Below are 19,104 nucleotides of genomic sequence, written 5' to 3' on the forward strand. Positions count from 1 at the left end.
GAAGAATAAGAATTTACTTCAGTTATCATTCTCCCTCTTTGTTTTTAAAAAACTTATATAAAAACCACATGGCTAAACTCACGACAATAATACTTACACCAAGTAATCCCAATGTAATTAACAGCGCAGAACCTACACTTTCCATATTAGGCATATTTATCTAACTCCTTAGTCATGTTTCAGTATCTTTTTTAATCAAAGCATTTTACAATAATTTTAATTACAGCTTAGGTAAATCATTTAAATATTATGTCGCTTACTATTTCAGAACTAGAATCAGAAAGAGCCAAAATTCTTGAAGAAATCGAATCTAAAGCTAGCAAGATTTCTCAAAAAGCCCCTTCAAAAGAAAATTCCCCCTCATTAAATGATTGGTTAAATGCCGCAGAGGATGTTATGCCAGAAAAACCAGAACGTAAACCTAAAGCGAATTATAGTAACCAGCTTCTTTCTAGCCCTAATTCAAATAACAAGTCATCCATTATCGGCGTAGTTATTATGCTGTCTTTATTTTTGACTATTTTGGGTGTTATTTATATTGCCTACACCAGTATTCATAAAGAACTTCAAGAAGTACTTGCAGCCAAAGAAGAGAGTATGGCTAAAATTCAAACACTTGAAAGTGATATGAAAAACCTAAGTGAAGTGGTCGCATCGGGTGGAAAGTCTGAACTATTTACCCAATTAGAAAATAAAGTCGTTGCGTTAGAAATAAAGGTATCTCAATTACAGACTGCAATGAAAGGCCTTAACTCAACTAAAGTGTCTATAGCTTCTGATTCAACCTCCTCAACAACTTCAAAAGATATTGAAGATTCAGCTGCGACTATGGCTTTAGAGACCCAAAGCAGCACAAGTCAAAATATCGTAACAGAAGCCGTTTTAGATCAAAAATTAAAGGTTTACACTCAACAGCTTGAATCCAAGATTGATAAAAAATTAGAGATTATACTTGAGCATTTAAAAAATAACGGCGATTCAATAAATGCCGTTCCAATGATAAACTCGTCAAAATTAAAGCCTACTGAAAAAAGTGCACAAATAGAAACCCCTACGGTTAAAACAGTTAATACTCCTGTTATTGACGAACCTTTAATCAAACTTGTTAAGAGCACAACGAGTCCAGCGGCTCCTAAAGCACCCAAAGCTCCAGTAGTTAGTACTTCAAAAGATGTTAATTGGTTATTACAACAGCCTAAAATGCACTATATTTTACAGTTAGCAAGTATGCCAGATGCTGATTCTCTTAAAAAGATAGTGAGTAAAAACCAACTAAAAGACACTAAAGTATTACCGCAAACGCGCAATAATCTAACTAACTATGTTTTAGTCTCTGGTTCTTTTGCAGACAGAGCGAAAGCTAATGCTTTGGCAAAAGAAATTAAAACCAATACAGGAATTACTCCCTGGATTCGTAAAGTACGCGATTTATCATCACGCATCCAGTAAAACTTAATTCGATAGAGTTAGTTAGGAATTAGGGTAATTCAGAGTTAGGCCAAAGTTCTCTTGGCCTAGTAATCACACTCAGTCACTTCATTAATAAGCTTTTCACTTTGGCTGTATTGCCTTGCACAAATAAATAAGCATTAAGAAACATAGCAATTACAGCTCAGCATTACAACAATAAATCGTTTTTAAGCTTGTAAGGTTATGTGATGAATTTGAGAAATAAGGGTAAAAACTAATCGATAACTAAAATGACATTGGTTAGTAGAATTAGCTTCGGTTAACGGGTAGATTCACAACAAACCGTACCCCTTTAAATGGCTTATTAAGATAGGTTTCAATGTTTTCAGCATAAACATTACCGTTATGAAAGTCTGCAATGAGTTTTACTATATACAATCCCAAACCTAAGTGTGTCTCTTCAGCTTGGTTCAGCGTTCTCATTGAAGTCATGCCATCAAACACTTGATTTTCATACCCTTCAGGCAAAAATTCACCTGAGTTCATTACTGAAATTTGGATATTATCACCTAATAGTTTGCAATGAACAGTAATGGGGATTTTATTGTCAGAAAAATCCGCGGCATTACTCAGTAGCTTATCCATTAACTGTTCAATCATAAAACCATCACCGCACAATTGAACACTATCTGGAATACTGCATTGGTAGTCTAAATGCCAATTTGTGTGCAAGGTTTGAGTGTTTTGCAGATAGTGATTTAGCATTACGCCTATCGGAAAATTTTCAGGCTCTTGACTTTGTAGACTGTCTTCAATACTCGTTGCCTCTGAAAGAGAGCTAATAATCTGTTTTAATTGAGCTAATGCATGTTGAGCATACCCTAATTGAGGGTTATCACTCCCTTGTTCTAATAATGATAAGGCCATAGAAAGACGATTTAACGGATTATGAATTTCGTGACGCAATGTTTTAGGTAGTTGCTTTAGATAACGTTCATAAGCACTTAACTGCTTAAGCATTTCGTGAATATGATGTCTAAGGTCTGAAAGCTCGTCGTTATAAACCAAAGTCCGTTTATCTGGAAAAGTTAACTCTGTAATACGACCTTGACTACTAAAAGTACGTTTCACATCATTGTCTAAGCGTATGATTCTATTTGATAAAGAGGCCGTATGTATCAAGGCACCAATAATGACAATCAAGAAAATAAAGGCACCAATACCAATTAGTCTATAAAAATAGTTTAGGTTGTGACTAAAAAGTGTTTCCATTCTTTGTTCTAAAACAATTGCTCCTATAATTCTCCCTTTAATAATCAATGGGGTAGATGACATCAATGAAATTGGCTGCTGGTTATCATCCATTCGATATTGTTGAACGGTTTTGCCTGCTAAAGCCGTTGTGATTAGCTTATGTTCAGGAGTCGCACTTTGAGGATATGGATAGGGTAAAGAGTAGGGCAAGAAAGTGGCTAACGTTTTAATCAATATCTTACCTGATGAAGTGAATAGATCAACAGACTTAGTTGGTTCATGATCGGGAAGTTGTCCCACTACATAAGTGGTTTGGCGGTTTTCATTCACAACCCATAAAACTGAATTCGTTAAATTTAAATGACTTAAACGGGTAGGCATTCCTGATTGTATCTGAAGCGCCCAAAGATCGGTTCTATTTTCTAAAATAAGAGCTAGGTTTTCTACCGTTTGTTCTTGAACAATCGCTTGATTATTCAACATGATACGATGTAAATCTATGGCAAAACGATAAGCTAGAAAGGGGAGTATTGTCAACAATAACAATAAGATAAAGAAACGAGTTCTTATGGATAATCGTAAGCCATGATGGGAGATAAGCATCTAATTGTAATGTCCTAAAATATGAACCTAGCCGTATAAACTTAATCGCAACATTAAGACTTATCTTGCCAACTATAACCACGTCCATATTCATTGTGAATTAAATTAAATTCAGGTGTGATTTTTTTGAATGCATTTCGAATTCGGCAAATGTGAGTATTAATGGTGTTTCTCTCAACAACGCCTTGTGTAGAGGACTGAAGTGCATCATAAGAGATAACACTACTTTCACCCGCCATAGCAAACTGCTTCAGCATTTCAAATTCTGTAGCGGTTAAATCCAAAGGTTTGTCATGCCAATAGGCTTTAAACTGCTCAGGAGCAAGTTCAAGATTTACTATTTTTGATTTTTCATCATTTGCATTATTGGATTTTGGAGCTCCGGTAATGCGAAGTAAGTTTTTAACCTTCACTATTAATACATTAAGACTAATCGGTTTAGGCAAGTAATCAATCGCACCTAAAGCATGACCCGTGTAAATATCAAATTCAGACTGTCTTTCAGATAAAAATATAATAGGGATAGGTTGATTATAATTTAATAGATGCTTAGCTAAATCAAACCCTCCATCAACCTCAGAACCTAAGATAATGTCTGAAATAACTAAATCAGGCAAGGATTCTGCAAAAGACGCTTCTGCATCTTCTCGATTAGTAAAAGGAGTGATTGTAAAACCTTGCTGTTTAAGCGCTTCAACTAAGCTGTTTAGTTGGCGTTCATCATCTTCTATAACGGCAATTTTATAATCGGTGTATTGCATCATGTATTCCTAATTTAATATATCAAAGACATCTGTTTGTAATTTTAAGCACTTAAAACTCGAACAGTATCATATCTTGTCTTCGACCTTATCGAATGTATTGAAAGTCTAAAACCTGCATATTCATAATAATTCCAGCATCCTGAATAGGTAGAACAATGGCATCCTCACCAGAATCATTATGATGTGAGTGCCACCAACCAGGAGGCGTTACAAATGCTGAGCCTGGTGTCCACATTGCCTTAATAGGGTTAATAATTTCACCATTTTCATCAACGTCTTTACCAATCATTGTATACGTTTCTGGCCCAGCACTAACACAAAAATCTAAAGCAATTGAATTATGACGGTGTGCTTTTTGTACAACGCCAGCAGGTAAAACATTATAAAGCGCCCATAATGTATGGGTTAATGTCATTGTTTGCGGGAAGTGTGGATTGGATAATAAAAACCCCGTTCTATTTCTACCTTCAGCTACTTTTCTAATATCGTCAAGCTCTTTACATAAACGTTCTTTAGTGTAAAGAACAGGTTGAAAACGCTCACTAGAAGGCTTAACACCTAAATAATGCAATAATGGAGCATCATTTACCCAATAAATAGCCGTGTCTTCGGAAGCGGTATGAAGGGCATCTGGCACACCTGGTAAAGTAAATAAATCTCCAGTTTTCCATTCAATGGTACCGTGTTTCATTTGGGTACGACCTGATCCGCGAATGATGTAAAACATTTGTGACGTCACTGACGCATCGGTTTTAATGGTATCTCCAGTTGAAATCTTAATGTAATTAGCCATTAAGTTTGGAGAGGTAGCGGGATAATCGGTTTCTAATTGTTTAGATAAATCAAATGGAACAATTCGAGTCTCACCACCTTGGTGTAATTCACTAGGGTAATCAATAACATCGATTTTAGGCATAGGAGGGTTAACAGCAGACATATACTCTTTTACTTCAGCCTGGTGTTCCCATTGCTGTTGCGCGGCTTCTTGAATTTGTTCAATATTTAGTCTATTCATAGTTTTATTCAACATCATTAAATTAATATATTAATATTATAAAAGCACCATTGTGAAAATACTAATTATCTGAGCTATCAAATGGTGAGAATATATAGAATTCTATACTGTGGGAAGGAAGTAAAAAACCACTATTTTAAAAGGTTTATAGTGGTTATAAACAAAACGTAATGTTCAAAGGGAGTTTTGTATGAGATGTATACTCGTATAAAGCGCTCTTTAAGTTCTAAAACTTAAATTTATTTAACTTTTTACGTTCGCTAGAAGAAGGGATTTTTAGAGCTTCACGGTACTTGGCAATCGTTCTTCGAGCAACAACAATCTCTTTTTCTTCGAGTAAGCTCATTAACTTGCTATCACTTAGGGGTTTTTTAGGGTCTTCACCATCAATTAACTCTTTGATATGGGCTTTAATCGAAATAGCAGATTGATCCGCACTACCATATTGGCTAACCCCTGTAGAAAAGAAATACTTCAGCTCAAATGTTCCCCGAGGGGTTTGAATATATTTTTGATTGGTCGCACGAGAAATAGTTGATTCATGTAACTCTAAATGGTCAGCAACTTCTCTTAAAACAAGCGGCTGCATAGCATGCTCGCCTTCTTCAAAAAAGCGTTCTTGTTTTTCAACAATAAATTTACCAACTCTTAATAGCGTTTCACCACGACTATGAATGCTTTTTATCAAGCCCTTAGCCTCAATTAACTGTTCTTTAATCTGCTTAGACTGGTCATTGTTTTTAATACTACCTGCCAAATCAATGTAAGCACTATTTATAGAAAGTCTAGGGAAGGCGTTGCTATTTAATTCAACCAACCACCCATTTTTCGCTCTTTTTAGTCTTAAATCAGGAACAATGACTTCAGATTGAGTGCTTGAGAAATCACGACCAGGACGTGGATTTAAAGTTTGAATCAGCTTAATTAAATGAGAAAGCTGCTCATCATCTAAACCGTAAAGCTTTTTAATCCTTTTTGAATCATGAAAAGATAACCAATCAAAATTCTCTGTAATAAGTTGAATCGCCGTCATAACATAAGGCGTTTTAGGCTGATTGGCTAGCTGAAGTAAAAGACTTTCTTGCACCGTTCGAGCACCGACACCTGTGGGTTCAAATTGTTGTATAACCGTTAAAACAGCTTCGACTTCTGCTTGTGAAGTGATGATACTCGGTTCATTATCTGAAATAGATTTATTGATATCTTCTAATGAATTAGATAAGTAACCTTCATCATTAATATCATCAATTATGTAAGAAGCAATAACCGATTCATTATCATCCCAAGGGTAAATATCAGACTGCCAGTAAAGGTGGTCATGCAATGATTCTTCAGAGGCGGTATAGGTTTCTGCGCTAGTATATTCTTCATTGGATTGATTAGAAGAGGGTGTATGGTCGGTATAAACTTCTTCCCAATCATAATCAACTTCTAAATCATCTTTGATATTGTTGGATTCATTAATATCCAGAGGAGCTTCAACCTCATCTTTCTTCTCTGTTTTATCTTCTTTAGAAGTATCTTGAGGGTTTTCTAATTCTTCAGTTTCTTCGTTTTCCTGGTCAAACTCTTCACCAATCTCCAGCATGAAGTTTGTCTCAAGAGTCGCATCAATTGTCTGTTGAACTTCAAGAGCAGAGTACTGCAATATTTTGATCGACTGCTGTAATTGAGGGGTCAGTTTTAACTGCTGACCCATGTTAATTTGTAAGCCGGGCATTAGTGCCATACTGAAGAAAGCTCCTCAAAAATTAGAATAGTAAAAACAAATATTGAGACATTTGCTCGAGATAGGTGCGAAAGAAAAATGAGGTAAAATTTTCCTGATTGCGGCGGAAAACACAGGGAATAGCTAGCTATTCTAAAGTTGTCGCCCAACGGAAGTGCCCTTGGGGTTCAACAAAAATCAGGTGGATTTTTACCCTCAAGGGGCACCTAGAACCATTTTTACTCGTACATACTCTCGTGCAAAGGTCTCATATAATAGATATAATAATCAAAATAATTATAAAACGTAAGCTAAAACTACATTTACGGCATGAAATTCGCTCATAGCCATAAATCGTTGCTTAAAACTACTCAGTTTTTTTAAGAAAAAGCCTGAATTAATAAGAGATTCAAGGTTTATTAATCAGTTTAGAGGATACAAAATGTCAATAAAAAAAGACGCTAACGCCATTATTGACCAGCTTGATGAAAATGCTAGCTGGGATGATTTAGTGAAAGAACTTTACTTAAATAAGAAAATTACACTTGGAATGACTGACTTAGAAGTTGTGCAAGATAATTTAAGTGAATCAGATGTAAATGCGATTATGGGTCGTTTAAAATCAGCTAGCACACAACCTGATGACATGCGTAACACTAAAACCTATACACCAGGTGATTCAGCAACGTTAGGTATGGTTGCCGGTGTAGTCGCTATTTTATTTAGCTTTGTATTTCCTCCAATTGCTTGGGTAGCGGCACCAATTGCGATTGTGGCCGGAGCAATCGGACTTAAGAACAAAGAAGATAAAGCCTGGGTTGCAATCTTACTGGCATTAGTCTCAATCGTACCCATTTTAATTTTATTGTCTGACCATGTTGGTATTAACTAGGTTTATAAATTAGCTATAAATCCAAACCTAGCAAACGTAACATGCAAAAGTAAATGAAAAAACCGAGTAAAAACAATAGTCTTTTACTCGGTTTTTTTCTTTTATCTTTTTAAAATAAATTAAAAGGGCGTATACACAACTTAAAGCCCATCAATCAATGAAAAACCACCTTTTAAATACATATCCTTAATCTCATCTGGAATATCTTCTTTTCGACTTAAACCATCTTCAATGACCATAGCTGTCCATTCCTCTGAATAAATTTCATGGCTTTCTTCAGATTCGGGGTTAAAAGCAGTCATATAAATAAACTCACTTTCTTCAGGTTCAGAAACCTCAACTAAAAAAAGTGCAGCACCTTGATATTGACCCTGGGTAACTTCATAAACTCCTGGCTTGAATTCATTTAGCGGCTTCATAATCTTAAATCCTATTTAATGTAGAAAATATAATCGGGGCTTAGTAATATTTTTACTCAATGAATTTTAAAATAGAAACTGATTAAATAAAATCAGATTTAACAAATTTAAATAATTTAAATAATAAAAAACATTTCAGGGTAAGTATTTAGTTAGCATCACGAATGAATGGAGTGTCAACACTTTATGATACCTAGACTTTTTTCCATTCGAGCTAAATGCTCCATTCTTTTTTGTTCGAATTTCACCGGCGATAAATAACCGTTCGTACTGTGCGGCCGAATATGGTTATAGTGGCCCATATATTCAGCAATGACTTGTTTCATATCCTTCACTGAGATTAGCTTTGGATGCTGATAAATCGTTTCTACTTTAAGTGTCTTAAAGAAGCTTTCAATCACAGCATTATCCCAACAATTTCCTCTACGGCTCATGCTTTGTTTTATGCTCCAATGCTTGAGTAACCGTCGATAGCTATTACTAATGAACTGACTTCCTTGGTCGGTATGAACCATAAGCCCTTTAGGTGGCTTACGATTCCACAAGGCTCTTTTTAAAGCCGTTTCAACCAGCTCTGAGCGCATATGAGTATCAATTGCCCAGCCAACGACTTTCCTCGAATAAAGGTCAATATAGGCCGCAAGGTACAACCAGCCCATTGATGTTTTGATGTAGGTTATATCTCCAACCCAAACTTGGTTGGGGTAGCTGACTATGAAGTTTCTATCCTGGTCGTATTTTCTGCGGCTCATCTATTTGCTCCTTTTGATAATTATAATTTATCATCTAGGTACTAAATAGTGTATCCACTCCAGAAAGCAAAGCTTTAAAATATAATTAAATACAATAAAAACAAATAGATAACTAAATTGGGAACTAAAAAGAACCTTAAATCAACTCTACCTAATATTCGTATAATATATATTATGTTAAATTGAATTTTGCACAAAAACGACATGATTCTGGTAAATACCCTATTTAGTGAATAATCTTTGATAATGTATTTTTTGGCGCCGGTTTGCTTCTTATTAAGATTGATTGGCGAATAAGTTTCGAAGAAAATTACTCGTAATTAACAGCGGCAATTTAAGATGTAATTGTGATTTTAAAATGGACGAATAAATTTGAGATAAATAGCTTAGCCTAGTATTGATGGCAAAATCTTGAATCAAACGATAAGTTACCAGGCCTGGCACTAGTGTCCGGAATAAATATTAAAAGCCTTGACAAAAAAGCCGTAACTCCTAGGATAGAAGTATTTCCACCACGAAATAGACTTCAAAAACAATGAGATTACGGCTATGTTTAACTCTACCCGATTTGCCCAATTTTTAAAACCCATTCGTACCACTTTTCAATCACTTGTTCATCAATATCAAACCGATAAACACGCCAAAGGGTTTAGTAGCTGGAATCAATTAGTCGCGATGATGTACGCACAACTTAGTGGCACTAAATCATTACGCCAGTTGGTTGAAGGGTTTAACGCCCAATCCTCTCACCACTACCACTTAGGCGTAAAAGAGCTGAAACGCAGCACATTATCTGAAGCAAACCGTAAACGCTCTGCTGATGTCTACCAAGCACTTTGCCAACAACTCATGGCTGGTGTGAATCGACAATTACGAAAAGAACTCCACGCTTTTACCTATCTAATAGACTCTTCTCCAATTCAACTGCTCGGTAAAGGTTTTGACTGGGCAGTACAAGGTTCTCGAGTCACAGGCTTTAAGCTGCATATGCAACTAGAACTATCCAACCAAGTCCCTGTTTGTTTTGAAATCACACAGGCCAATATTCCTGATATTACTCAAGCACGAGAGTGGAATTTAGAACCAGGTTCAACCTATGTGATGGATAAAGGGTACTTAGACTACCTCTGGTGGAAAAAGCTCAATGACCAAAAAATCAAGCTGGTCTGTCGTTTGAAAAAAAGAGCGGCAATTACCGTCATACAATCCTACGAACTCGATGAAAAAGCCCCTCATATTCTTGAAGACCAATGCATTGAGTTTAGTGGTTCAAGCCAGAAAAAACGTCTTGGTCAATTCCAGATGCGCCGTGTTGTTGTCAAACGTGACGATAATAAAGGTGAATTGGTATTGATTACCAATGACTTCGAGCGTTCAGCTCAAGAGATTGCCCATCTATACAAGCAACGCTGGCAAATTGAATTATTTTTTAAATGGATTAAACAACACCTCAAAATCAAAAGCTTCATTGGCCAAAACAGTAATGCTGTTCGTATCCAAGTGCTATCAGCCCTTATTGTGTATCTATTGATTAAGCTTGAACAGATGAAAAATAAGTCAGCAGAACCGTTGAGAGTAACGTTTTGGCGGCTTGCTCATGGGTTGTTTGAAAGACCTATTCAGCAGAGTGAATACTTTAGGCGAAAACAACAACGGGAAGAGTTTAAGAAATACCAACTTCCGCTATGGGAGGCTGGTATATGAATTGTGGTACTGAAATATTATTCCGGACACTAGTGCCAGGCCTGGTTATTTTAAGTTATGAATTTAATGACTTGAATTTTTGCTTTCTTATTTACTTTCCTAGACATATTAAAGGATAGATCAAAGAATATCTAAAACATTTTCTGGTGGTCTACCCATGACAGCTTTATCTTCAATTCTTACAATCGGTCTTTCAATCAATTTTGGGTTAGCCGCTAAAATATCTAGCCACTCATCATCACTTCGCGAATCTTTCTTGGTTAAACCTAATTCGCTAAATAATGCTTCACCGGTTCTAATAATATCAAAGGGTTTAACCTTCATGAGTTCACAAAGTTCAGCTAATTCAGATTTACTTGGTGGGTTTTCTAAATAGCGTACTTCATTAATGTTGATATTATTTTCATTTAATATCTTAAGTGTGTTTCTGCTTTTAGAACAACGGGGATTATGATAAATAGTTGCTGATTTCATATTACTCTCCAAGACCCTCTATTGCTCAGAACCCTTATTAGATTCATTTCCTGAGTCATTTCCCGTTTCATTATCTAAACGTGTATTTAAAGCTGACTCTACTGCCTCAATACGAGACTTACATAATTGATAAGCCCTGGTAGCATCATCAACCATAGGAACTAACTCATCAATATCTACCTCACCACTGTTAGCGAGTTTTTGTGCAATCTCTTGTAATTTTTGATAATTATCTTTAAAACTTTCAGCTGTTTGACTCATAGTGACGCCCTTCTTATTCGGGTTTAAATATTGTAATTACTTTGCTCTAGATTAAAATTCGAACAAAACTCTCTGAGACCTTTGCACTAGATAGGTGCGAAAGAAAAATGAGGAAAAATTCACCTGATTGCGGCGGAAAACGCAGGGAATAGCTAGCTATTCGCAAGGTTTTCAACAAAAATCAGGTGAATTTTTACCCTCAAGGGGCACCTAGAACCATTTTTACTCGCGCATACTCTCGTGCAAAGGTCTCTCTAATTAACTTGTTTAATTTTTTGGTTTTTTACAACTTCAGCTTCGATAATACCATCGCTAAACTCAACCTCAATAATAGGTTGCTTTATGGCTTCTTGAGCTGACGTAATTGGCTCCCCATTCGAATTCTTGACCAGGCTAAACCCTCTATTTAATTGAGACTTTGGCCCTGAACTTAAGATAAATGCAATCCATTGAATGATCTGTTGTTTTTGAGTAGATAAAGTTCTCTTTGCTTCTTGGCTAATGGTTTGTTGGAGCTGATTAACTTCATTTTCAATCAAGTCTACTTTTCGTTTAACTTCAGAGTTAATTGTTTGATGTAAGGTATCAATTAAGTTTGAAACTCGAGATATTTTAGATTCACTCAGTCGGCTAATTTCATAATGAATGGGCTCAATACGTTTTTGCCAGCGATATACACAACCTAAACTGTTTTGAGTAATATCATGATTAAGCTTATTGATTTTGTAATGTAGATTTTGCACCTGTATACGACTGGACTGTTCAATATGAGTCCAGTTTGTTTGTGCATTTTTAGCTTGTTGTATGATTTGAGATTTTATAAAACCTATGACTTTACTTGGTGTATCAAAACGACTGTGGGCGACTTCATCCAGAATTGTATTATCTCTTTCATGCCCAATTCCTGCTAAAACAGGTAATTCAATCAAGCACAATGTTTCAGCTATAGATTCAATGTTAAGTGAATTTAAGTCGAGTTTAGCTCCACCGCCCCTAATAACGACTAGGGCATCAAAGGGATTAGTTTGATGAAGCGACTTAACTGCTGATATCGCTTCAAGCATTTCATTTTCAACTGACTCACCTTGAAAACTGCTGTAGAAATAGGTGAATTCACATAAACCAAGCTGCTGCAATTCATCAGCATCCGCTCTAAAATCACCTAAACCTGCAGCCTGTGGTGGTGCTATAACAGCAATTCGGAAAAAATCTAATGGCAAATAGTGAGATTTATTTTGTTGATAGATGCCCTTTTGAATCAAACTTTTACGGATTTTATTTAATTTTTGTTCTAATTCACCTAGCGTATAACTAGGGTCTAAATCCTGAATAACCAGAGAAAACCCGTACTGTTCATGAAAGTTAATTTCTGCTAAAAAGAGTACTTTCTGACCAATTGCAAGCTCACTCCCAGTTTCTAGATTAAATCGCTCTAACAATCGATTAGCCTGGCTTTGCCAAATCATTGCTCTACAGTTAGCTACCGCTTGACCACTGTCATTCGTTTCTGATAATTCCAAATAAACATGACCACGTCGAGTATTGATGTTGGCAATCTCAGCAACCACCCATACTCCACCAGGAAAACCCTGCCTTAAATTAGCTTGCACCTTACTTAATACAACGGATAGCTTAGCGCCCTTTTGTTCTTTATTTTCATTTGAGCTATAAGGTTCAAAAGCGAGATTTAATGATTGTTTATCGATGTTTACATTGGTAGTTACATTGGAAGTTACATCGTTAGATTCGGCGTGAGCATTTGATTGAGGTAACCATTTTTGAAAATCATCAAGCTTATCACTCAAAGCTTCAGGTACATACCAGCGCTTACTTACCGCATCCCAACGAGCACCCAGCGATTTTGCTTGGTCTTTTTCACGAAACGGAACCTCTAAAAAAGTCATGTACGATCTTCCATGCGTTTAATTTCTTGAGACACCATTTTATAAGCTTCTTCCACAACATTAACTCCGGCAGTTGCTTTAAAAGCATTTTCTGACAAATGACGTCGCCAGATTCTTCCACCAGGCAAGCCATGAAAAAGCCCTAGCATATGGCGTGTTACTTGAATAAGCTTACCGCCATTAACTAGATGTTGTTCAATATAAGGGTACATATTATCCAGCACTTGGTCTCGCGTAATAATGGGTTTATCTTCACCATAATATAACTGATCAACTTCGGCCAATGAATAAGGTTGCTCGTATGCCGTTCTACCAAGCATAACGCCATCTACAGCAGGTAACGATTGATATTCATTGTAATGTTCTACGGCTTGGGAATGAGTTTTTAACCCACCGTTGATAGCGATATCTAAGTCTGGAAATTCAGCTTTTATTCTATGAACCCAATCATATTTTAAAGGAGGAACTTCACGATTTTCTTTAGGTGAGAGTCCTTGTAACCAAGCTTTACGGGCATGAATAATAACCCCATCAACCCCTGCTTTTACCAGGCCTGCTACAAAATTACGTAAAATTTGAAAATCTTCTTGTTCATCAATACCTATACGAGTTTTAACCGTAACAGGAATGCTCACTTTAGCTTTCATGGCGGCAACATTTTGGGCAACAAGTTCAGGATGACCAAGCAAGCAAGCTCCAATCATATTATTTTGCACACGATCACTTGGACAACCTACATTTAAATTAATTTCTGAGTAACCCCACTCTTCACCTAAGGCCGCGCAAGTCGCTAAATCTTTAGAATGACTACCACCAAGTTGCAACACAACTGGTGCCTCACAATCATTATGCCCCAAAAATCGCGGTAGATTATCACCATAAATAATAGCACCGGTTGTTACCATTTCACTATATAACCAGGCCTGGTTACTTAATTGACGATGAAAAAAACGACAATGTTTATCTGTCCAGTCGAGCATAGGCGCAACAGAAAAACCTACTGCACTATTAGCATGAGTTAAGTTCTTATTTACAGCATTTTTTGGTATTTTTAACAAAGCTTGGTGAGTCAAAATAAAATCAACTTGAATTATTCGTGTTTAAAAATTAGGCGTATTATCGCATTGCAAGGCTCTATAAACCAGTTCATTTATCACCACTTGTTTACAGATAAAATCTTTTAGTGAAAATACCATCTTATAAGTAAAAAAACTCGTTAAAATATTTTGCTATAAAAATAATATAAAACTTGGCACACAGATGAATTCAACCCAATCTCTCTATAATGAAGTCTTTAAAGATTTTAGTTTAACCAAAGAGCAGCAAGATAAAGGCATGCAAGCTTGTGCGATGGCGTTAGAGGCAGATAACCTTCCTGAAAAAGGCGTAGTACGTAGCTATGCCGTGGCACATATACTGGCTAACCTTAAGCTAGATGAAGAAACCCTAATCGCTGTTTTAATCAGTGACAGTAATCTCGAACCCATCTACCCTATTGAAAACATTATTGAAGTATTTGGAGAAAGAACTGCCAAGTTAGTTGAAGGAATTCGTAAACTTAATCAGTTTAAAGATTTTGATGTCGATAGAAAATCTGATGATGTTCAGAATGAGCGTTTGAGACAGATGCTTTTAGCCATGACTACTGATATACGTATCATGATTATGAAACTAGCCTATCGAGTGGCTCGTCTTAGAGAATTAAAACATGAAGAGGAAGCGGTTCGTCATCAAATAGCCGCGGAGACAGAATTAATCTTTTCTCCACTTGCTAACCGCTTGGGGATTGCCCAATTAAAATGGGAGCTCGAGGATTTATCTTTTCGATACCTTCACCCTGAAGAATACAAAGATATAGCCCATCAATTGCAAGCCAAGCGTTCTGAACGTGAAAACTACATTAATGTCGTTTTAGAAACTCTTGACCAAATGCTTAAGCAACAAAATATCAACGCTAAAATATCTGGACGCCCAAAACATATCTATAGCATTTGGAAGAAGATGAACCGTAAATCACTTCCAATTGAAGAACTCTATGACCTACGAGCTGTTCGTATTTACGTTGATAATGTACAGATGTGCTATGAAGCATTAGGACTTATTCACAGTCGCTGGAACTATGTTAGACACGAATTTGATGATTACATTACCACCCCTAAAGAAAATGGGTATCAATCAATACACACTGTCATTATTGGACCAGAAGGAAAAACTGTTGAGATTCAGATACGCACTCCAGAAATGCATCACAATGCGGAGTATGGAATTGCCGCCCATTGGCGATATAAAGAAGGTGGAAACAGTAATTTTGATGAAAACCTAGAGCATAGTATCGCTAATGTAAGACAGTTGTTGGAAAGCTCTGACGATCCTGATGTATTTAAAGAAATAAGTACCGAGCTGCAAAGCAAACATATTTATATCATGACACCATTAAATGAGATTATAACGCTCAGACAAGGTGCAACGCCCTTAGACTTTGCATATCAAATACATACTGAATTAGGACATCGTTGCCGTGGTGCAAAAGTAAATGGTCGCATTCAACCACTTAGTTATGTTTTAAATACGGGTGATAAGGTTGAAGTTTTAACCATTAAAAACGGTGAGCCTAGCCGTAACTGGTTAAACCCTAATTTAGGGTATCTAACCAGCTCAAGTGCACGCAACAAAGTTAGAAACTGGTTTAATAAACAAAATAAAACCGAAAACACCACAACAGGTGAGACGCTATTCAACCGAGAAATAAAACGTTTGCATGCTGAAAACATATCCAGTAAAAAAATTGCTAATCGTTTTAGAGTAGACTCTGAAGAAGCATTATTTGAAGACATTGGTAAAGGCAGAATTAATGAGCGCCAGTTAACCAGTGCCATTCAATCCGAGCTCAGACCAGAAAAAGAACACATTCGACAGCAGAAAATATTTAGCTTTGACCAAACCGTAAAAGAACAGGAACAAGCAGAAGCTTATGTTATTGGTGCTATTCATCTTAAAACAAATTTAGCACCCTGCTGCAGCCCTAAGCCATTTGATGACATTGTCGGCTTTGTTACTCGTGGACGAGGTATTACGGTTCATAGACATGATTGCGCCAATATACTCAACCTATCTCATGATGACCAAAGACGAATAATCGAAGTATCTTGGAATAAAGCACAGGCAGAACAACCCTCTTTTACGGCTGAACTTCAAATTGTTGCTTTTGATCGTAAAGGCTTGCTGCGCGATGTAATGACCACTTTAACAGAGCTTGATATTAATTTAATATCATCTCAAACCAAAACTAATACACAAGAGAACAGTGTATTAATGAATCTAACACTAGAGTTAGATTACTCAACCAACTTGGGAGATTTGCTTGATTATATTGAGATTATCTCCAATGTAGAATCGGTATCAATTAAAACCGATTGATTGGATTCTATAAAATAAAATCTTTACACCCAAGGTCTCAAAATAACTTAAAAAAACAACCAGGCCTGGTTAAGTATGAACTTCTAAATAAATGATAAAACTCTGTTTACCCCCCACCACTTTCCAACTTATATAAATGGAGTTAATGAAAGTTTTACTTTTTTAACATTGTAAAATTTTTAGACAATAAAAAACCCGCTAACGATTTCTCATTAGCGGGTTTATTTATATGGCGTCCCGTAGGGGAGTCGAACCCCTGTTACCGCCGTGAAAGGGCGGTGTCCTAGGCCTCTAGACGAACGGGACAGATTGTTGCTAACCAACTACTTTCGATTAAATCGATAGGGATTGGTTAGCAAGTTCTAACAGCCTCAAAAGAGGCTATTAAAGTCTGTTGATGATTGTTATGGCCTAGGTCATCAACACACTTAAAATTGGAGCGGGAAACGAGGATCGAACTCGCGACCCCAACCTTGGCAAGGTTGTGCTCTACCGCTGAGCTATTCCCGCATAGTGGCGTCCCGTAGGGGAGTCGAACCCCTGTTACCGCCGTGAAAGGGCGGTGTCCTAGGCCTCTAGACGAACGGGACACTATAATGTGATAAAACTAAATTCTATCAATTGCCATCAGCTTTGATTCCCGGCCTAGTGGGTTTCTGACGGACTATATTATCAACTTGGTGGAGCTAAGCGGGATCGAACCGCTGACCTCAACACTGCCAGTGTTGCGCTCTCCCAGCTGAGCTATAGCCCCTCGAGCTGATGCGTGCGTATTATATAGAGTTGCGCTGTTTCGTCAAGTATAAATTGTAAAAAAAGCGTCTCTTTTTACAATTTAAATTTTACTGATGTTTTAAGCACCTGTTTGTAATATCTTTTTTGAATTTTGGCCTTTATAAAAGCCATAATAAAAACTAAAAAAGCCGCTTAGGGGGTAATCCTTAAACGACCTTTAATAAACACATTTTACTCAAGTAAAAAACTTATTGAGCTGGAAACTATTGGGCTAGCTTACGCTTTTCGATAAATTCTAAAGCCATATTTAAACGTGTCATACAACGAGGTTTGCCAATTAACTCGGCCGTAGCATCAATTGCAGGAGATTGCCCTCCTCCTGTTATTGCAACACGTAGTGGCATCCCCACTTTTCCCATGCCTACTTCTAGTGCTTCTGCTGTTGCATCAATTTCGGCATGAATCGCTTCTGCGTTCCATTCTGTTAAAGCACTTAATTTCTCTAAAACTAAACGCAATGGTTCTTCTGCAGCCGGTCTTAGATGCTTTTTAGCTGCCCCCGCTTCAAACTCTTCAAAATCAGAATAGAAATATACTGAACCGTCAGCCATTTCTATCAACGTTTTAGCGCGGTCACGTAATAAGTCGGCCACATCAGTTAAAGCAGGCCCCTGACTTAAATCACAACCTAGTTGCGCTACAAAAGGCGATAAGTGCGTTGCTAAATACTCTGCTGGTGCAGACTTTATATGCTGTTCATTAATCCAAGTTAATTTTGCGGTATCAAACGTAGAGGGTGAACCATTTACAGAGTCTAAATCAAAGTGCTGTACCATTTCATCAATGGAAAAAACTTCTTTATCACCATAGGACCAACCCAAACGCACTAAATAGTTAAGCAAGGCTTCTGGTAAGAAACCCTGTTCCTTATACTGAAGCACGCTCACTGCACCGTGACGTTTAGATAAACGACTACCATCTTCTCCTAATACCATAGGGATGTGGGCAAATTTTGGTACTTCTGCGCCAATCGCTTTATAAAGATTGATTTGGCGTGGGGTGTTATTAAGGTGATCATCACCTCGAATAACATGCGTCATTCCCATGTCCCAATCATCAACTACCACGGTAAAGTTATAGGTTGGTGTACCATCAGGACGAGCGATAATTAAATCATCTAACTCTTTGTTATTAACAATGACTTCACCTTTAACAAGGTCTTCAATTATTACATCACCCTCTTCTGGGTTTTTAAAACGAATAACGGGCTTAATTCCTTCTGGAGGAACACCATCAAAATTTCGGTAACGACCATCATAACGAGGTTTTTCGCCGGCTGCCTTTTGCGCCTCACGCATTTCATCTAACTCTTCTGGAGTTGCATAGCAGTAATAAGCTAGATCTTTATCAAACAGTTGTTGAATAATTTCTTTATAACGATCAAAACGGTCAGTTTGATAAATAGGCCCTTGGTCATAATCAAGACCTAACCAACTCATACCTTCTAAAATGGCATTTACTGACTCTTCTGTTGAACGTTCTAAGTCTGTATCTTCAATTCGCAGAGTAAATTCACCGCCCTGTTTTTTAGCATAAAGCCATGAATAAAGAGCTGTTCTAACGCCACCAATATGTAAATAACCGGTTGGACTAGGGGCAAAGCGAGTACGAATCACAGGAAGACTCCAAAATATAAGATAATCGAAAAACGCTTATTATAAACGCTGAGAGGGTAACGAGAAATTGAAAATTAAGATATACGCTAAATTTGTTTAATTGAGACCTTTCTTTA

At 36.9% G+C, this 19,104-nt stretch carries 16 protein-coding genes and 4 tRNA genes; 4 read left to right on the forward strand and 16 right to left on the reverse strand.

Translation table 11 applies throughout. From position 1 onward, the window contains the following. Positions 1-25: 25 nt before the first annotated feature. Complete coding sequence (locus tag BS34_RS13150) at positions 26-154, reverse strand: hypothetical protein (RefSeq protein WP_255327151.1); 129 nt, start codon at positions 152-154, stop codon at positions 26-28. A 95-nt stretch (positions 155-249) separates the two neighbouring features. Between BS34_RS13150 and BS34_RS0105545 the strand changes: the two genes are divergently transcribed. Further along, a complete protein-coding gene (locus BS34_RS0105545; protein WP_029407544.1) occupies positions 250-1,449 on the forward strand; it encodes an SPOR domain-containing protein in 1,200 nt (399 codons plus the stop codon). A 270-nt stretch (positions 1,450-1,719) separates the two neighbouring features. Here the strand turns inward: BS34_RS0105545 and BS34_RS0105550 are convergent, their stop codons facing one another. From BS34_RS0105550 to BS34_RS0105565, 4 genes are all read right to left on the reverse strand, one after another. After that, positions 1,720-3,267: an ATP-binding protein gene (locus BS34_RS0105550; protein WP_029407545.1), complete on the reverse strand. Its 1,548-nt coding sequence runs from the start codon at positions 3,265-3,267 to the stop codon at positions 1,720-1,722. 53 nt (positions 3,268-3,320) lie between these two features. Continuing rightward, positions 3,321-4,028: a response regulator transcription factor gene (locus BS34_RS0105555; RefSeq protein ID WP_029407546.1), complete on the reverse strand. Its 708-nt coding sequence runs from the start codon at positions 4,026-4,028 to the stop codon at positions 3,321-3,323. An 88-nt stretch (positions 4,029-4,116) separates the two neighbouring features. Continuing rightward, entirely contained in the window at positions 4,117-5,046 is a 930-nt protein-coding gene (locus BS34_RS0105560; protein WP_029407547.1) for a cupin domain-containing protein, read from the reverse strand. 226 nt (positions 5,047-5,272) lie between these two features. After that, complete coding sequence (locus BS34_RS0105565) at positions 5,273-6,775, reverse strand: RNA polymerase factor sigma-54 (protein WP_029407548.1); 1,503 nt, start codon at positions 6,773-6,775, stop codon at positions 5,273-5,275. A gap of 421 nt (positions 6,776-7,196) precedes the next feature. Here BS34_RS0105565 and BS34_RS0105570 point away from each other — a divergent pair, with 421 nt between their 5' ends. Further along, positions 7,197-7,646 (forward strand): hypothetical protein, encoded by a 450-nt coding sequence (locus tag BS34_RS0105570; RefSeq protein WP_029407549.1) that lies wholly within the window; start codon positions 7,197-7,199, stop codon positions 7,644-7,646. Positions 7,647-7,786: 140 nt separating this feature from the next. Here the strand turns inward: BS34_RS0105570 and BS34_RS0105575 are convergent, their stop codons facing one another. Together BS34_RS0105575 and BS34_RS0105580 are read right to left on the reverse strand one after the other, a co-directional pair. After that, entirely contained in the window at positions 7,787-8,065 is a 279-nt protein-coding gene (locus BS34_RS0105575) for a hypothetical protein (protein ID WP_029407550.1), read from the reverse strand. A gap of 176 nt (positions 8,066-8,241) precedes the next feature. Further along, positions 8,242-8,817, reverse strand: a complete 576-nt coding sequence (locus tag BS34_RS0105580; RefSeq protein ID WP_051640702.1) for an IS3 family transposase — start codon at positions 8,815-8,817, stop codon at positions 8,242-8,244. 549 nt (positions 8,818-9,366) lie between these two features. On the opposite strand from BS34_RS0105580, the gene BS34_RS0105585 reads away from it, so the two are divergent. Continuing rightward, complete coding sequence (locus BS34_RS0105585) at positions 9,367-10,521, forward strand: IS4 family transposase (protein WP_051640592.1); 1,155 nt, start codon at positions 9,367-9,369, stop codon at positions 10,519-10,521. Between the two features lie 120 nt (positions 10,522-10,641). On the opposite strand, the gene arsC is transcribed toward BS34_RS0105585, so the two are convergent. The 4 genes from arsC to dusA all read right to left on the reverse strand — a co-directional run bounded on the left by arsC (position 10,642) and on the right by dusA (position 14,233). Beyond that, on the reverse strand, positions 10,642-10,995 hold the full coding sequence (arsC, locus tag BS34_RS0105590) for an arsenate reductase (glutaredoxin) (RefSeq protein ID WP_029407552.1): 354 nt from the start codon (positions 10,993-10,995) through the stop codon (positions 10,642-10,644). A gap of 18 nt (positions 10,996-11,013) precedes the next feature. Beyond that, entirely contained in the window at positions 11,014-11,256 is a 243-nt protein-coding gene (gene xseB / locus BS34_RS0105595; RefSeq protein WP_029407553.1) for an exodeoxyribonuclease VII small subunit, read from the reverse strand. A gap of 254 nt (positions 11,257-11,510) precedes the next feature. Continuing rightward, complete coding sequence (gene xseA, locus BS34_RS0105600) at positions 11,511-13,160, reverse strand: exodeoxyribonuclease VII large subunit (protein WP_029407554.1); 1,650 nt, start codon at positions 13,158-13,160, stop codon at positions 11,511-11,513. Further along, positions 13,157-14,233: a tRNA dihydrouridine(20/20a) synthase DusA gene (gene dusA, locus BS34_RS0105605; RefSeq protein WP_255327152.1), complete on the reverse strand. Its 1,077-nt coding sequence runs from the start codon at positions 14,231-14,233 to the stop codon at positions 13,157-13,159. The genes xseA and dusA overlap by 4 nt, the downstream gene beginning before the upstream one ends. A 187-nt stretch (positions 14,234-14,420) precedes the next feature. On the opposite strand from dusA, the gene BS34_RS0105610 reads away from it, so the two are divergent. Continuing rightward, the gene (locus BS34_RS0105610) at positions 14,421-16,577 is read left to right on the forward strand and encodes a RelA/SpoT family protein (protein WP_029407556.1); all 2,157 of its coding nucleotides are present in this window, start codon (positions 14,421-14,423) and stop codon (positions 16,575-16,577) included. Positions 16,578-16,807: 230 nt separating this feature from the next. Here the strand turns inward: BS34_RS0105610 and BS34_RS0105615 are convergent. The 5 genes from BS34_RS0105615 to gltX form a co-directional block, all read right to left on the reverse strand. Continuing rightward, a tRNA-Glu gene (locus tag BS34_RS0105615) sits at positions 16,808-16,883 on the reverse strand. Between the two features lie 129 nt (positions 16,884-17,012). Then, positions 17,013-17,087: transfer RNA gene (locus BS34_RS0105620), tRNA-Gly, on the reverse strand. A gap of 4 nt (positions 17,088-17,091) precedes the next feature. After that, a tRNA-Glu gene (locus tag BS34_RS0105625) sits at positions 17,092-17,167 on the reverse strand. Positions 17,168-17,255: 88 nt separating this feature from the next. Beyond that, positions 17,256-17,331 (reverse strand) — tRNA-Ala (locus BS34_RS0105630). 244 nt (positions 17,332-17,575) lie between these two features. Next, entirely contained in the window at positions 17,576-18,988 is a 1,413-nt protein-coding gene (gene gltX, locus BS34_RS0105635) for a glutamate--tRNA ligase (RefSeq protein ID WP_029407557.1), read from the reverse strand. Positions 18,989-19,104: the final 116 nt, after the last annotated feature.

This window comes from Thiomicrorhabdus sp. Milos-T2 (assembly GCF_000702325.1).
GTDB lineage: Bacteria > Pseudomonadota > Gammaproteobacteria > Thiomicrospirales > Thiomicrospiraceae > Thiomicrorhabdus.

What these genes read in the sequence shown, in the direction of transcription:
- BS34_RS0105560 (WP_029407547.1), bottom strand. Translation starts at nt 5,046, where the DNA reads ATGAATAGACTAAATATTGAACAAATTCAAGAAGCCGCGCAACAGCAA.
- BS34_RS0105580 (WP_051640702.1), bottom strand. Translation starts at nt 8,817, where the DNA reads ATGAGCCGCAGAAAATACGACCAGGATAGAAACTTCATAGTCAGCTAC.
- BS34_RS0105550 (WP_029407545.1), bottom strand. Translation starts at nt 3,267, where the DNA reads ATGCTTATCTCCCATCATGGCTTACGATTATCCATAAGAACTCGTTTC.
- arsC (WP_029407552.1), bottom strand. Translation starts at nt 10,995, where the DNA reads ATGAAATCAGCAACTATTTATCATAATCCCCGTTGTTCTAAAAGCAGA.
- BS34_RS0105585 (WP_051640592.1), top strand. Translation starts at nt 9,367, where the DNA reads ATGTTTAACTCTACCCGATTTGCCCAATTTTTAAAACCCATTCGTACC.
- xseB (WP_029407553.1), bottom strand. Translation starts at nt 11,256, where the DNA reads ATGAGTCAAACAGCTGAAAGTTTTAAAGATAATTATCAAAAATTACAA.
- xseA (WP_029407554.1), bottom strand. Translation starts at nt 13,160, where the DNA reads ATGACTTTTTTAGAGGTTCCGTTTCGTGAAAAAGACCAAGCAAAATCG.
- BS34_RS0105570 (WP_029407549.1), top strand. Translation starts at nt 7,197, where the DNA reads ATGTCAATAAAAAAAGACGCTAACGCCATTATTGACCAGCTTGATGAA.
- BS34_RS0105555 (WP_029407546.1), bottom strand. Translation starts at nt 4,028, where the DNA reads ATGCAATACACCGATTATAAAATTGCCGTTATAGAAGATGATGAACGC.
- BS34_RS0105575 (WP_029407550.1), bottom strand. Translation starts at nt 8,065, where the DNA reads ATGAAGCCGCTAAATGAATTCAAGCCAGGAGTTTATGAAGTTACCCAG.
- BS34_RS0105565 (WP_029407548.1), bottom strand. Translation starts at nt 6,775, where the DNA reads ATGGCACTAATGCCCGGCTTACAAATTAACATGGGTCAGCAGTTAAAA.
- BS34_RS0105610 (WP_029407556.1), top strand. Translation starts at nt 14,421, where the DNA reads ATGAATTCAACCCAATCTCTCTATAATGAAGTCTTTAAAGATTTTAGT.
- BS34_RS13150 (WP_255327151.1), bottom strand. Translation starts at nt 154, where the DNA reads ATGCCTAATATGGAAAGTGTAGGTTCTGCGCTGTTAATTACATTGGGA.
- BS34_RS0105545 (WP_029407544.1), top strand. Translation starts at nt 250, where the DNA reads ATGTCGCTTACTATTTCAGAACTAGAATCAGAAAGAGCCAAAATTCTT.